The organism is Streptomyces sp. NPDC046939 (assembly GCF_040644575.1).
GTDB lineage: Bacteria > Actinomycetota > Actinomycetes > Streptomycetales > Streptomycetaceae > Streptomyces.
Genome location: NZ_JBEYWV010000033.1, coordinates 104,636 through 118,677 on the forward strand (window position 1 = coordinate 104,636; position 14,042 = coordinate 118,677).

Consider the following 14,042-nt stretch of genomic DNA (forward strand, 5'->3'; position numbering starts at 1 on the left):
CGGTTCGTGGGCGTGTGGGAGACAGCATCGGGCAGGGCGGGAGCCGGTCGCATAATGAAGCTCCAACTCCTACGTCCGATGGGGAGAGATGTCGGTTCCAGTGGCCGGGGGAAACGCCCTGGCATCCGCGGCGATCCTGCTGGTGGAGGACGACGACGTGATCCGCAGATCGGTCACCATGGCGCTGGAGCGTTACGGCTACCGTGTCACCTGCGCCGGTGACGGCCTGACCGGACTCGAACTGTTCCGGGAAGGCCTCCACGACCTGCTGCTGCTGGACGTGATGCTGCCCGCCCTCGACGGCATCGGGCTGTGCCGCCGAGTCAGGGAGACCAGCATGGACCCGATCCTGATGATGTCCGCCCGCGGCGACGCCCTGGACGTGGTCTCCGGTCTGGAGGCGGGCGCCGACGACTACGTCGTCAAACCCGTCGACACCGCGGTGCTGGTGGCCCGGATCCGCTCGCTGTTGCGGCGTGCGACCTTCACCCCCGCCGCCGCCCCGGCCGTGCCGCACCACCCCCCGACCGAACCAGTGGGCGGTGCGGCGCGGCCGGAGGATTCCGGTCGCCCGGGCGAGCGCGCCCCGCTGGTCTTCGGCGACCTGACCATCGACACCGCCGGCCTCGACGTGTTCCGGGCGGGCGAACCGGTTGCGCTGGCCCCTACCGAGCTGCGGCTCCTGCTGGAGTTCGCCGCCAACCCCGGCGTCGTTCTGGACCGGCACATGCTGCTGCGCAACGTGTGGGACTACGGCTGGGACGGCGACAGCCGCGTGGTCGACCTGTGCATCCAGCGGCTGCGGAGGAAGATCGGAGCCGAGCGGATCCAGACCGTCCGCGGCTTCGGCTACAAGTTGCGGCGCTGACGTGGGCATCCTGCACGACTTGCTGACCTGGCGTTCACTGCGCTGGAAGATCGCTGTGCTCGTCGCCGTGGCCTGCTGCGCCATCGCGCTGACCGTCGGGGTGCTGGTCCACCGCAGCACCCTGGCCCGGTCGATGAACGACGGCAGGGCCAAGGCCGTGACGCAGCTGGCCCGAGACCTGCAGGACCACGAACGGGACGTCACCCCGCCCGACTCGCTTCGGATGGCGCCCGGGGCCATGCCCGACGAGCTGTTGCGCCGACTCCACGGCCCGCAGGGGCTGAGGGACGGATATGCCACCTGGTACGACGGTGACGGCCCCGGGGACCACCCCTCGATGTGGGCGGCACAGATGTACCGAGGCAGCCCCGTGGCGGTGGAGGTCGACATGACGCCCGACCTGCTCACCCGGCGCGCCCTGGACCGGCACATGTGGAAGTACTCCCTGGTCGCGCTGGCCGTCGTCGTACCGCTGTCGGCGCTCGCCGCGGAACTGCCCAACCGCAGGCTGCGGCGGGTGGCGCGGACCGCACGCCGGATCACGGCCGGTGACCTGGCCGCCAGGACCGGGGCCGGCCGCGGCAGCGACGAGATCGCCGAGATCTCCGCCACCGTCGATTCGATGGCTGACAGCCTGCTCGGGCGGCTCCTGGCCGAGCAGCACTTCACCGCCGACGTCGCCCACGAACTGCGCACCCCGCTGATGGGTCTGGTCACCGCGAGCGGGCTGCTCCCTGAGGGAGAGGCCACGGATCTGGTCAGGGACCGGGTGGGGGTGCTGCGGACCCTGGTGGAGAACCTGCTGGAGATCTCCCGGCTCGACGCGGGCGCCGAACAGGCCGACACCCAGCCGGTACCGCTCGGCGAGCTGGTGACGGAATCCGTACGGCGCACCGGGCTGCAGACACAGCTCACCACGTCCAGCGCCCAGACCGCCCAAACCGACCCGCGTCGGCTCGACAGGATCGTCACCAACCTGGTCGTCAACGCCCACCGGCACGGTCGCGCACCCGTCGAGGTCGACGTGGCGGGGACCTGCGTCACCGTACGGGACCACGGCCCGGGTTTTCCCCGCCAGTTGCTCGCCGACGGACCCCAACGGTTCCGCACCGGCGCGTCCGAACGCGGCCGGGGCCACGGCCTTGGGCTAACCATCGCGCTCGGCCAGGCCCAGGTCATCGGGGCGTCGCTGTCCTTCGCCAACGCGCCCGAGGGCGGGGCCGTCGCCACGCTTCGCCTGCCGCCTGCCGATTGACACGTCCTACGGCGGCCCGACTCGGTGGCCGTTGACGCACGTCACGGAGCGCCGCACGGCACGGCGGGCCACGGTGCCACGCGTCGACGCGCCGACGGCTTGGGACTGACGTCCTCTGGCACTGCGACTGCCGAACCTCATCCGCCTGGCGAGAGGAGGCCCGGCTGGCACTGTCAGGTTCGCGGCGAGGGCCTCGGCGAGTGTGTCGATGGCGTGGGCGGCGTCCTCGACCGCCCTCGTGTTCCTGGTCCCCGGTGTCACTGTGTCGGCCAGCTCGCACGCTGCATCGGCCACTGCCGCCGCCGTTCGGTGAAGTGCCGCAGGTACAGGTGGTCCGTCACGTAGTGCCCCCTCGTCAATAGCCTGACGCGACTTCGGACCCCGACCGTATGGGGGCGAAATGGGGAGGCGTAAATGCGGATCGGATCCGATTGGATCGGCGTACCGATTTGCGTCGCTATGCCCGGCTCGGATCATTGGATCAGGCCGTGGGGCGTAAACGACCGTTTCCGCCTCCCCGTCGGATTGGATCGGCGCCCAGACAATCATCGCCGCGGCAGCCAGTGGTGGAGTGTCACATCATGTGACAGCGAACTGCACTCCCTGCATGACTCCTGCTCGCCCCCGATCACCGGCACCGAAGCCCGAGAGCGGGTTCATGACATTGTGTCAAGCACGCGCGGCCCCTTCCCGCCCGCAGGGATGGTCCCGCCTCATCGTCCTCCGAAACTCACCAACCGATCTGCTCCCCGCATGGTCCCCAGCCACGTTCGTGGACCCCTCCACAGGTGGCAAGCTCAGTCGGCGACGTGGCCCGCAACGTCTTCGTGGACGTGACTTGCACGGTCACGGCACGGCAGACGGGGTTGTAGCACGGGTGCGCCCCGCCTCCACGGGGGATGAGAGGCGGGGCGCGGGTTCAGTCTGGCATGGGGGCGTCGGTCAGGTGGGCAGGTCGTACACGGTGACATCGATCCCGCGCGCGCAGAGGTGCTTGTCCAGCAGGGGTTCGATCTCTTCCCAGCGTCCGCCTGCCAGGCCGCAGCCGATGCGCGGCATGTGTACCGAGGCCCCCAGTTGGATCGTGCACTCAGCCAGGGCGCCGAGGGCTTCGTCGATGGCGTTGTAGCGGACGGGTGGCTGTCCGCCTGCCCGGCGGATGCCGTGCTGGCCGATCATGTTGGCGACCCACAGGCCCTCGTTCACCGGCACCAGTTGCACGGCGCCGAGGCGGAAGTCGTTGCCGGCCCGGTCGCGGTACCAGGCGCGGTAGGCGGCCTCCGGCTCGGGCCAGCGCTCGGAGAGAGCCCTGACGAAGCCGCGGCCCCAGGCGCCGATGTCGTTGCAGACGTGCGCGATGATGCGCGTACCGGCGCCCGGCGGGGCGGCCGCGTCGCCTGTGGTGTAGCGGATGGTCACCAGATCCCCTCACTGCTGCGTCGTCCACTGGTCGGCTTGTTGGATACGTGGCGGGCGATCTTGTCGTCCGCCGGTCGCTCCCCTTCCCAAACAGCCAGGTCGTAGCTCATGCGCGGAGGCTCTCACACTGAACTGACGACCAAAAGAAACGATGTCCAAGGATCAGGGGGTGCCGTCCGCGATTCAGAACGGTGTCCGTGCGAAACCGCTTGCCCCGCTGGGGTGCGAGCGAGGGTGCGAGGTGGTCGATGATGCGGTCAAAGGCGACGGAGTCCACCACGCCGCCATCCTCGGCATCGCCCGCCTGCATAGCCCCGCTCTGACCGGATAGGCCCACCGAGCGGGGGGACGAGGGCAGGCCCTGTCGCACTGCAATGACACCGCACATCAACGGTTAATGAAGGTGGCATTCCCACGACTCGATGTCCGGCTCTCCCGGGGGCAGCTTCCCGGTGCAGTATCGGTAGAGCCAGACAGCAGCCCGGCGCTCCGCGTACTTCTCGTTGACCGGTTCTCCCTGTTCGTCCAGTTCGAGGACGTTCGCGAAGATCGCGACGCAGATCTCCATCTGGGAGGGCGACTCGCGCAACTCCTCCCAGTAGTCGATCCCTTCCAGCAACGGGTGGCCCACCGATCCCCGGGTGAGCCGCCCAGCGAAACGTCGCAGGGCTCCCGAAGCACCACGACTGAGATGCGAAGACATGCGGGGAATCTAACCCCAGGCCCCAGGGCTGTTGCGTTCTCAGTGGGTGATCTTGAGGAGTGCGGTGGCGTGACCGATAGTGATCGGCTGCGGCGGCGAGGTTGGCCCAGCCAGCCTGGCGCATCAGGCCGATGGCGAGGTTGCGCAGGGTGGCCATGACGCGGGGCGCGTTGCCGGTGCGCACGCAGGAGGCGTCCTCAGTGAAGGTCACGTCTCTGATGTGGTGCAGTGCCTCCACCGACCGACCAGTGCCCTTGGACCAGTTGGGCCAAGCGGGCGGGGGAAGCCTGGTCGGAAGTGAGGCTGGTGACGGCGTAGACGGTCTTCGTCTGGATCTTGCCGGTCTTCCTGCTGACGCGGCGCCGCTTGATCTCGACGGCCTGGACAGGTGTGGGAAGAGTAGGCCGACCTGGACGGTGCACACCTTCAGGTGCCTCACCTCGCGCCGGCCGTGGGTGGTGATGCGGGCGCGGTCCAGCAGCGGGATCTGCCGCCAGGGCAGGCGGCGCAGTTGCTTGTGCAGGTTCTTCTGGTTGCCCTTGACGACCAGAAGATAGTGCTCACCGACGGCGAGGATCTCCGTCGCAGTCGTGCGCTGGGTGTGCATGGCGTCGGCGATGACGAACCACGCCGCGCAGGTCGAAGCGGGCGAGCAGTGGGGCCAGGGCCGGGATCTCATCGCTCTTGGCGACCACCTGGCGCTGGGCGATGACTGTCTGGCTGCGGTGCAGGGCGGCGGACAGCAGGTGGACCGCGGCGGTATCCGAGGTGCGTGACCCGCGCACCGCCTTGCCATCCACAGCAAGTCCGACCAGGGCGTTCTCGTCCGTGACAGGGTCGGTGGCGTGGCGGGGGATCCAGGTACCGACGGCATCATCGAGCGCGTCGCCGTCCAGGCGGGCCAGCAGCCGTCCCAGCGTGGAGGCGTTGGGGACCGCACGAAACAGGCCCGGCTCGGCACGGACTTCGAGGTCGGCCTCGGCGGCGCACCGGGCGCTCTGCCCGAGCTAGCGCGCGCCGCCCAGCACCGCCACCAGACACAGGCCCAGCAGCGCCCCGAGCCGGTAGCGGCGGCCTCGCACTCTGCGCGGGTCGGGAACCGCGGCCGGGACCTGGGCCAGCGAGGCCAGGTCGGCAGGTACGACCGGCGGGCAGGACGCATCTGCGTCTTCGCAGTAACGCGCGAGGACGTTGAGCAGGGAGGATGTCACGCGGACGCGACTCCAGGTCGATCTTCGGTCTCAGCAACCTTGATCATCTGAAGTTGCGTCCCTAGCTTCCAGCCGGGCTGGTAGCTCGTCAGGCACCAGGACAGGCACGCCGACTCATCTTGCCCGCCTCGAACGCATCAGCCCTTCCTTCCTCAGTGGATCGGTGGAGATCCGAGCCTGGTGAGAGGACTTCGTCCGAGGCGGCACTCACCCCCCCCTGTCGAGTTCCTGGCGCAGCGTGGCGGCGACGCGGGTGAGCGCGGTGGTGAGGTGGCGCCGCTGGGCGGCGGTGAGTGGGTCGAACACGAGCCGTTTGACCTGGGCGACGTGTCGTCGTGAATCCTGCGGGGCTTCACGCCGAGGATCAGATTTTCGAGGGCGTGCGGCATCGGACCGAAGCTGGCGACCCAGGTTTCGACCAGGTAGATCTCACTGTCCTCATCGATACCGAGAAAGAATCGGCCGTGATCGAGCTCGCCGAGCGGGAAGAGACGTCTCCCCAAGGAATCGCTCCACTCGGCGAACCGGTCATCCTCTCTCCATGCCAGCTCCGGGTCCAGCTCGAATGGTTCCGGGCACGACTGACTCCCGGGCCGCCGATGTTCACGCTCAGCCCTCCGAACTCCTGGAGAAACCTCTCCGCAGCGTCGTGCATGACGATGCCGACCGCTTCGGACATGGACCGCCAGCCGGTCGTGTCGACCCGCCTGCCCGCCGTCCATCCCGAAGCCTCCAGGACCTCAAGCACCTCCGGCGACGACTCGCTCATGACAGGCCCAGCCCCCAGCTTGAAACATGAGGCGATCATCCCAGCAGGCGGCCCGAGAGAGAACAGCGTGTTACCGCACCACAAGAAGTTGACCAGAGCCTGAGAACGAACAGCACATGTTCACGACTTCGAGAGGCACCCAAGCGCGTCGCGGATTCGAACGCTGCTTGCGTTTCGCCCCGCGGCGCGGTTGCCGGGTGGACTGCGTCAGAGTCGCGCGGGCGGCTGGGACGCAGGAGTTGAGCAGTCATCCAGCTGCGGGTTCCTCGCTCGCGGTGGTCAACGCGTGACGAGCAGGCCTTGTACGAGCGAGCGAAGGCCGTCGAGGTAGGTGTTCTCGGCGGTCAGGGGGGCCCAGCGGTCGGCGACCTGGGACAGGCGAGGCAGTTCGTCCGGATCGATGTCGGCGAAGACCTGCTCGCGGTAGGTGGGGCGGTCGCCGTCCCTGCGCCGTCGGGCCGCCGTTGCGCGGACCACGATCTCGCCGACGGTGTAGTACCAGATGGTGCGGTATCCGTGCACCGCCTGCTCCGGGGTCAGTCCGCAGTCAGCCAGGCCGTCGACGATCTGCTCGACGAACCAGAGCGCGGACACGGACATGAGGTCGTCGGAGGTCAGTACCTCCACGATCCAGGGACAGGCGGCGAGCGCCCCGTGGAGCGCGGCCGCTGCCGTGACGACCCGCTCGCGGGGTTCGGCAGGAAGATCCGGGCGGCGCAGGGCATGCGTGGCGTAGTCGTCCAGGAGCAGGACGAGCAGCTCCTCCTTGTTGCGCACATGGTGGTAGAGCGCCATCGGTGTGCTGCCGACCTCGGTGGCCAGCCGCCGCATGGTCAACCGGTCCACGCCGTCCGCCGCGATGATTCGGCGGGCGGTGGCGACGACCTCCTCTCGGGAGATCCGAGGGGGGCGCCCCAGGGGTTTGCGCGATGCGGATGGTTGTGGCATGGCTTCATCATCCCCCAGATGTCGACAGCGGAGGTCTTCCGGGGCTACTTTTCTTACATGTACAGAAACGCGCAGCCGAGAGCCGGCGTGGTGCTGGCGGCCGTGGCCGTCGCCCAGTTCGCCGTCGCATTGGATCTATCCGTCGTCAACGTTGCACTGCCCGCGATGCGCACCGCGCTGGGCTTTGCCCCGGTCGACCTGTCCTGGGTCGTGCACGTGTACGCGCTCACGCTGGGCGGCTTCCTGCTGCTCGGCGGCCGCGCTTGCGACCTGTTCGGTCGCCGCAGGCTCTTCGTCATCGGCCTGATCATGTTCGGCCTGTGCTCGCTCGCGGGCGGCCTGGCCCAGGAGCCCTGGCAACTGATCGCCGCCCGGGCCGGACAGGGCCTGGGCGCCGCTGCGGCCGTCCCGGCCACGCTGGCCATGCTCACCACCACGTTCACCGAGGGCCCGCAGCGCGTCCGCGCACTCGGTGTGTGGAGCGGGGTGAACGCTGCGGGCGGTGCGCTGGGCGTGCTGGCCGGTGGCTTGCTGACCCAGTACGCGGGCTGGCGCTGGGTGATGCTGATCAATCTGCCCATCGTCGCGCTGGCCCTCGCGTTCGTCGCGGTCGGCGTACCCGCCGACACCCGCCCCGCACGCCGCGACCGTCTCGATGTCCTCGGCTCCGTCCTGGCCACCGGGGGCGTGGGACTGCTGGTGTTCACGGTCGTTCGCACCGACACGCAAGGCTGGGGGGCGCCCGAGACCTGGGGGATGCTCACCGCCGCGGCCGTCCTTCTCGCCGGCTTCGTCATCACCGAATCCAGGGCCTCCGCGCCCCTGCTGCGGCTCGGCCTGCTGCGCAGTCGCTGGGTCGCCGGCGCCAACGTGCTGGTGTTCTTCTCCACTGCCGGCCAGTTCGCGGCCTTCTACTTCGTGTCCCTGTACATGCAGCAGGTCCTTGCGATGGGCCCGGCGGCGACCGGCTCCGCGTTCCTGCCCTTCTCCGGGTGTTTGATCGCGGGCAGTATCGTCGCGACCAAAATCACCGCGGCGCACACACCCCGCACAGTCCTGGTGCCCGGGGCGCTCCTCGCCGCCGCAGGCCTGGGCTGGTTCGCCTTCATCAGCCCCGACGGCAGCTTCCTCACCGACGTCCTCGGCCCCTGCATCGTCACCGGGCTCGGTGTCGGCCTCGTCATCGCCCCGATCGTCGCCGCCGCGACCACCGGCGTCGCCGCCCGCGAGGCAGGCATGGCCTCCGGCCTCATGAACAGCTCCCGCCAACTCGGCGGCTGCATCGGCCTGGCCGTACTGGCCACCATCGCCGCCCAGCACACCGGTACTGCCACCGGCCCAGTCGCGCTCAACGACGGCTATGCGTTGGGCCTGGTCATCGCCGCCGCCTTGTTCGCCCTCGCGGCAGTAGTGGCGATCGTCGCCCTGCCCCGCACCCGTCCCGCGTCGCCGGCACCGCAGCCGCCCGCCGCCGTAGAACAACAACTGGAAGGAACCTCGTCATGACGACCACGTCGGTCACACCCGTGGACCTCTCCGCCACTGCCCTTCACATCAACCCTGGCGGCGGCATCCATGCCGCCGGCCGGCGCACGGCACCCACTGATCCGGGGGCCTGGCACATCGCCACGTTCCATGTGAAGACCGACGCCGACGTCCACGGAGATCACTGGGAGATGCACCCCGAGGCCGACGAAGCTGTGTGCTGCCTGAGCGGCGGATTCCGCATCTACTTCCGCCCCACGGAAGCCGACGACACTGAAGACATGGTGCGCGTATCCGCCGGCACCGCGGGCATCGTCCCGCGTGGCCGCTGGCACCGCATAGAGCTGGACGAACCCAGCACTCTGATGTCGGTCACCCGGCGCCACGGCACCCGCCTCGAAAAGCGCTCGGAGCTCGGCTGAACCGGCACGCCCGCCGGGGAGCGAACGCGGCGACCGGCAGCCGCTCACGGTGAGACCCCGCAATCGTTCGTGACACGCAGGGCGGCAACGGTCAGCGCGACGGGCGCGGAGTTGCCGCGACTGTGCTGCCGCAAGCGAACAGTGTCAGACGGAAGTACCTCCCGAAGTCGGGTTCTGTCCCACTTCTAGTGGAGATGGTCGGCAGCGTGGTCGCCCGCCAGCGACGGACCTGGTGCGGTGCAGGTCAGGAGGTTTCCGCCTGACGGACCAGAGGCACTCTCGCCTCGCACCACAAGAACAAAGCCACCCACTCGATGCCCGGCTTACTCCCTTCACCGCCCGCTTGCCGGGCCGCGAGCGCGGAGGCCCCGGCCGACGCGCCACGAGAACGACGCCCGCGGCCACACCGAACCCCAAGCACGCGCGCGCCGCCGTCCGCCCGCCGGGGTGCAGTACCAGTAGCTGTGCTGCGCGTGGTGGGTGCGGCCGACCAGGGACAACACCCAGTCGGCGGGCAAGAGCTACGGGGCCGGGAGCAGGGTTCGCCGCGGGGCGTGCAGCGGGGCCGGCTGTCACAGGGGGGGGCCGACGGCGGGTGAGGAGGGGTGCGGGGTGGGCGCGGTGGACTCGTTGGGCATCGGTGTCTCGGCTCTCTCCGGCCTGCCAGGGCGGGTCGGGGGCGCATCGCGGCTCGCACGCTGGTGCGCGTGCGAGCCGGAGCCACCGTGTGAAGCCACCCCTTGTCCGCTGTCTGATCGCCACCCCCCACCGGCGCCCGGTTGCCCTTTGGCCGGCCCTTGTCCTCCCGGTTTGTCCGTGACCGGCAGCGCAAGCCTTGCCCGAGGAACTCGACGAGCGCAGCAGGCAGTTGAGGCGCCTGCGGGACCACCTGACGGACTACTGCGTCGGCTGTGGCTGCCTGTCGATGGAGACCTGCGTTCTGACCAACCCGGACGACTTCTTCGGCGACCGCCTCACGGGGTCCCGGCTCCTGGCGGAGCGCCGGGAGCGCCGGGAACGCCGGGAGCGTCCGAGCCGGACAGGGGCGCCGGGCCGAAGAGCCGGAACACCGCGCTGAGCACCACCGCCGCGATGGCGCCCGCCGCGATGGCGCTGCCGAACAAGGTGCGGGCCCACGACGGCAGGTCCGCGTACATCTCCGGCGCGACGATCGGCAGCATGCCGGCCACCAGGGCGAGCGCGATGACGACGCTGTCGGTGCCGTGCGAGAGGTCGGTACGGGAGAGCATTCCAAAGCCCATCACAGCGATGACCGCGTAGATGACCAGGCCCGCCGCGCCCACCACCGGCTCGGGGATCGCCGCGAGCAGCCGGGTCAGCGGCGTCAGGAGCCCGCACACGATCAGCAGGACTCCGGCCGCCGCCGTCACGAACCGGCTGCGCACACGGGTGAGCTGGACGATGCCGATGTTCTCAGCGCTGGTCACCATCAGCGACGTACCGAAGATCCCGGAGCCGAGCGAGACGAGGGCGTCGGCGCGGGCGATGCGCGGCACGTCGCGGCCCGGGTCGGGGGCGCGGCCGACGGCCTCGCTGTTGAGGACCGTCTGACCGGTGGCCTCGGCGAGCGAGGCGAGGGCGAAGACAAGGAGCGGGACGGCGGCGAGCAGGTCGAAGTGCGGGGCGCCGTACGGGAAGAGGTCCGGCAGGGCGAACGTGCCGCCGTGCGCGACGCGCAGCTCGGTGCCGGTCAAAACGGCGATCAGTGTGCCCCCGACGAGGCCGAGCAGCACCGCCATCTGCCGCCACACGCCGCGCAGGACGAGGAAGAAGACGGCGATGACCCCGAGCGTGGCGAAGCCGAGCCCCGGCCCCGAGGCGACCATCGGCGCCGTCACCTTGATCATGTTGATGCCGATGAGCACGACCGTCGTCCCCATCACCAGCGGCGGGAACAGCCGCACGAGTCGCCCGTAGAACGGCAGCACGCAGAGCAGGAACGCCGCCGCGACCAGGACCGAGCCGGACGCCGTCGCCGGGCCGTACTCCTGGGCGATCTGCAGGAAGATCGCCACGGCGGCGCCGCCCGGCAGCATCAGGAACGGCAGCCGCGCGCCCACCCGCAGCGCCCGCACGCCGAGGGACTGGAGCAGCGCGCCGATCCCGCACAGCACCAGCGTGGCGCTGAGCAGCGAGGCCGTCTGTCCGGTCGGCAGCTTCAGCGTCGTCGCGATGAGGATGACGGAGGAGACGGGCGCGGCCACGCCCGCGAGCAGGTGCTGGCAGGCGAGGGGCAGGAGGCGCTGGAGCGGCAGCCGTTCGTCGACCGGCTCCCCGCGGGGCGGCGCCGTGGCGGTCACCGGGTCAGCCAGGGCAGCTCGGCGGCGGAGTAGCGGTAGGAGCGGAAGACGGCGTTGGGCTCGGAGGGGAACAGCTTGCGGACCTCCGCCTCCTGGTAGCCGCCGAAGAACGGAACCACGTACTCCCAGCAGAGGTAGCCGTCCTCGGTCACCTCGAAGAGGCGGCCCGCGGGAGAGTCGGTGACCAGCGTGTTCCCGTTCGGCAGGCGCTGGGCGCTGCCCATGAACGGTGCGAAGAACGCCTCGCGCGCCGGGTCGTGGTACTCCCATACGACCTTGCCGCTGGAGCGCTCGATCTCGATGACGCGGCTGAACGGCACGTCCCAGCGCGGCCGGAAGACGCCGTTGTCGAAGACGAGGAAGTTGCCGTTCGCCAGCTCGGTCGGGCAGTGCTGCTGCGAGACGACACCCGGCTCGGAGCGCCAGACGATGTCGCCGGTGGCGCGGTCGATGACGACCACGGCCGACACGGAGCGGAAACTCGCCAGGATGTTCCCGTCGGCGAGCGGAAGGACGCTGTTGATCAGCGGGTAGTGCTCGCGCGCGTAGTCCGGGTGGAGGGGGAAGTCCGCGCGGTCGAGGCGCTCGGAGACCTTCCACTCCCAGGTCCTCTTCCCCTCGGCGTCGACCTCGACGATCGTGTCGGCCCACACCGTGTCGCCGCCCGCCTCGGACCCGGGCACCCCGCCGCGCACGGCCGCGGCGGCGTCCCCGGTGAGCGGTTCGAGGGCGGTGTAGAGGAGGCGCCCGTCGCCGTAGTGGTGGGCGTCGTGGTGCTGGAGCGGGTCGCGGTGCTCACGCACGACCGTGCCGTCCGGGGTGATCTCCTGCATCGAACCGCCACGGTATTTGTGCCACATGGGGAACAGGGCGGGCTCGCCCGGCAGGACGCCGTTGTAGGCGAGGTTGCCGTTGGCGAGGATGCGGGCGTGCCGGCCGGGACGGTGCGGCAGGTTCCACTGGTGCACGACCTCGCCGCGCAGGTCGATCAGGTACACCTCGCCGGTGCCGGTCAGCGGCGCGAACAGTGTGTACCCGGGGTACGCGGCGTCCTCGTCGAGGGCGATCAGGCCGGTGCCGCGACGGCGCCGCTGGTTCTGGTCCACACGAGCCATGGCGGCCCTCCCTGTGGTGGTTAACTTTTTTAAGTAACAGTTAACGAGTTAAGCACGGCGTTAGGCTGCTCGGGAACAGGGGACAAGGCGAAAGGGCGTTACAAGTTCATGAACGTGGGACCGGGCATCCGGCGCAGACGGCGCGCCCTGGAGCTGACGCTCGCCGAGGTGGCACGCCGCGCGGGCGTCTCCGTGCCTTTCCTGAGCCAGGTCGAGAACGGCCGCTCGCGCCCGAGCATGGCCTCGCTGCAACGCATCGCCGACGCGCTCGACAGCACGGCCGTCGAACTCCTCGCCGCCGCCGAGGCGCCCCGCCCGGTCGACGTCGTCCGCGCGGCGGACACTCCCGCGACGGAGGGCGGCGCCCGCCCCCTCGTCCGCGGCCACCAGCGCCTGCACGCACTGGAGTTCACCGGCGACCACGACTGGGACCGCGCGTACCGCCACGCGGGCGACGAGATCCTCTACGTGGCCGACGGCAGCGCCGAGGTCGAGGTGGACGGCGCGCGCCACCTCCTGGAGAGCGGCGACACCCTCTACATCACGGCCCAGCGCCCGCACCGCTGGCGCCCGTTGGAACCAGGAACCAGAGTCCTGGTCATGGGAGAAGCCCCGTAAGGGTGGCTTCGTTCGCTTCCAGCGGTTCTGGCTCCCGAAGGTGGTGCCTGGGCAGGGCAGTTGCGTCGACAGTTCAGGGGCATGGAAGCGGTTGCGCTCCGGCTGAAGGAGTTCTTGTTCCCGTCCATCGCGGACATCGTGGTGCTGTCGGTGTACGGGAACATCGAAACAGTGCGTGTTGATGCGCAATGCATCGCGGTCGGCGCCGGGTGCCCGCTCTGCGGTGTCGGGTCGAAGCGTTGTTCTCCAGCTGAGGGCCCGTCGGTTCACCTGCGGTGACTCGGGTTACGCACGCCGTACCTTCGTCGAACAGATACCTGCTTGACACGCCGGTACGGTCAGCGGACCGAGTGGTTGCGGTTCACCCTGGCCGCAGTCGGTCTGGCCCTCGCGGGCCGGGCCGGGGCGCGCATCGCCCGAGGGTGGCCGCCTCGACATCACCGGCGAGGGCGGCGGTCACGCGGTGCGCGATGAGGGTGACGGGTTCGGAGGCGACGGCTGAAACGCCCGGCGGAGCGGCCTGAAGGCTGACGACTCGCCGCCGGGCGCGCCGACTGCTTGTTCGTGGCAGGTGCGGTTGCCTCTCCTGCTGCCGGTACTGGCGCCGGTGGCTGTGGCTGTGTGCTTGTGCCGCGGTCCGCCGGGTCCGGGTGCTGGGTGAAACCGGCGGCCCGCTGGACCGCCGCCTCCCCGCACAGCACGTAGGGTTCGGGTACGGCCAGGCTTTCGACGTCGTCGTCCGCGGCGTTGGTGTTGGCGGCATCGCCGTCCTGGCCCGCAGTCGGTGCAGGCTCCGGCTGCTCTTGTCCGGCGAGCTTCTTGCTCAGGCCCTCCAAGAAGTACGCGTACTTCGTGCGGACCTCGCCCGACGGGTCGCGGTCCGATTCCCAGGCGGTCAGCGTGGACGG

11 protein-coding genes and 4 pseudogenes are annotated in these 14,042 nt (G+C 69.9%); 7 read left to right on the top strand and 8 right to left on the bottom strand.

Annotated elements, in window-relative coordinates; all coding sequences use genetic code 11:
- The first annotated feature begins 88 nt into the window (after positions 1-88).
- Positions 89-868, top strand: a complete 780-nt coding sequence (gene cseB / locus ABZ877_RS30760; protein ID WP_361077682.1) for a two-component system response regulator CseB — start codon at positions 89-91, stop codon at positions 866-868.
- Between the two features lies 1 nt (position 869).
- Positions 870-2,123, top strand: a complete 1,254-nt coding sequence (locus tag ABZ877_RS30765; RefSeq protein WP_361077686.1) for a HAMP domain-containing sensor histidine kinase — start codon at positions 870-872, stop codon at positions 2,121-2,123.
- Between the two features lie 942 nt (positions 2,124-3,065).
- Here the strand turns inward: ABZ877_RS30765 and ABZ877_RS30770 are convergent.
- The 3 genes and pseudogenes from ABZ877_RS30770 to ABZ877_RS30780 form a co-directional block, all read right to left on the bottom strand.
- Positions 3,066-3,545: a macro domain-containing protein gene (locus tag ABZ877_RS30770; protein WP_361077729.1), complete on the bottom strand. Its 480-nt coding sequence runs from the start codon at positions 3,543-3,545 to the stop codon at positions 3,066-3,068.
- Positions 3,546-3,726: 181 nt separating this feature from the next.
- Positions 3,727-3,825 (bottom strand): annotated as a pseudogene (locus ABZ877_RS30775) (IS5/IS1182 family transposase); the annotation flags it as partial.
- Between the two features lie 111 nt (positions 3,826-3,936).
- Entirely contained in the window at positions 3,937-4,245 is a 309-nt protein-coding gene (locus ABZ877_RS30780; RefSeq protein WP_361077691.1) for a hypothetical protein, read from the bottom strand.
- Between the two features lie 617 nt (positions 4,246-4,862).
- On the opposite strand from ABZ877_RS30780, the gene ABZ877_RS30785 reads away from it, so the two are divergent.
- Positions 4,863-5,021 carry a hypothetical protein gene (locus ABZ877_RS30785; protein WP_361077694.1) on the top strand — a complete coding sequence of 53 codons (159 nt, stop codon included), beginning with the start codon at positions 4,863-4,865 and terminating at the stop codon, positions 5,019-5,021.
- A gap of 851 nt (positions 5,022-5,872) precedes the next feature.
- On the opposite strand, the pseudogene ABZ877_RS30790 reads toward ABZ877_RS30785, so the two are convergent.
- Positions 5,873-6,264 (bottom strand): annotated as a pseudogene (locus tag ABZ877_RS30790) (SUKH-3 domain-containing protein); the annotation flags it as partial.
- A 240-nt stretch (positions 6,265-6,504) separates the two neighbouring features.
- Positions 6,505-7,173 carry a TetR/AcrR family transcriptional regulator gene (locus ABZ877_RS30795; RefSeq protein ID WP_361077697.1) on the bottom strand — a complete coding sequence of 223 codons (669 nt, stop codon included), beginning with the start codon at positions 7,171-7,173 and terminating at the stop codon, positions 6,505-6,507.
- A gap of 57 nt (positions 7,174-7,230) precedes the next feature.
- On the opposite strand from ABZ877_RS30795, the gene ABZ877_RS30800 reads away from it, so the two are divergent.
- From ABZ877_RS30800 to ABZ877_RS30810, 3 genes and pseudogenes are all read left to right on the top strand, one after another.
- A complete protein-coding gene (locus tag ABZ877_RS30800; RefSeq protein WP_361077700.1) occupies positions 7,231-8,679 on the top strand; it encodes an MFS transporter in 1,449 nt (482 codons plus the stop codon).
- Positions 8,676-9,080, top strand: coding sequence for a cupin (locus ABZ877_RS30805; protein WP_361077703.1), 405 nt, complete (start codon positions 8,676-8,678; stop codon positions 9,078-9,080). The genes ABZ877_RS30800 and ABZ877_RS30805 overlap by 4 nt, the downstream gene beginning before the upstream one ends.
- An 844-nt stretch (positions 9,081-9,924) precedes the next feature.
- Positions 9,925-10,158, top strand: a pseudogene (locus ABZ877_RS30810) (redox-sensitive transcriptional activator SoxR); the annotation flags it as partial.
- Here the strand turns inward: ABZ877_RS30810 and ABZ877_RS30815 are convergent.
- A complete protein-coding gene (locus ABZ877_RS30815; RefSeq protein WP_361077706.1) occupies positions 10,055-11,401 on the bottom strand; it encodes a solute carrier family 23 protein in 1,347 nt (448 codons plus the stop codon). The pseudogene ABZ877_RS30810 and the gene ABZ877_RS30815 overlap by 104 nt on opposite strands.
- Entirely contained in the window at positions 11,398-12,516 is a 1,119-nt protein-coding gene (locus ABZ877_RS30820) for an aryl-sulfate sulfotransferase (protein ID WP_361077709.1), read from the bottom strand. The genes ABZ877_RS30815 and ABZ877_RS30820 overlap by 4 nt, the downstream gene beginning before the upstream one ends.
- Before the next feature lie 108 nt (positions 12,517-12,624).
- Here ABZ877_RS30820 and ABZ877_RS30825 point away from each other — a divergent pair, with 108 nt between their 5' ends.
- Complete coding sequence (locus ABZ877_RS30825) at positions 12,625-13,134, top strand: XRE family transcriptional regulator (RefSeq protein WP_361077712.1); 510 nt, start codon at positions 12,625-12,627, stop codon at positions 13,132-13,134.
- Between the two features lie 437 nt (positions 13,135-13,571).
- Here the strand turns inward: ABZ877_RS30825 and ABZ877_RS30830 are convergent.
- A pseudogene (locus ABZ877_RS30830) lies at positions 13,572-14,042 on the bottom strand (transcriptional regulator); the annotation flags it as partial.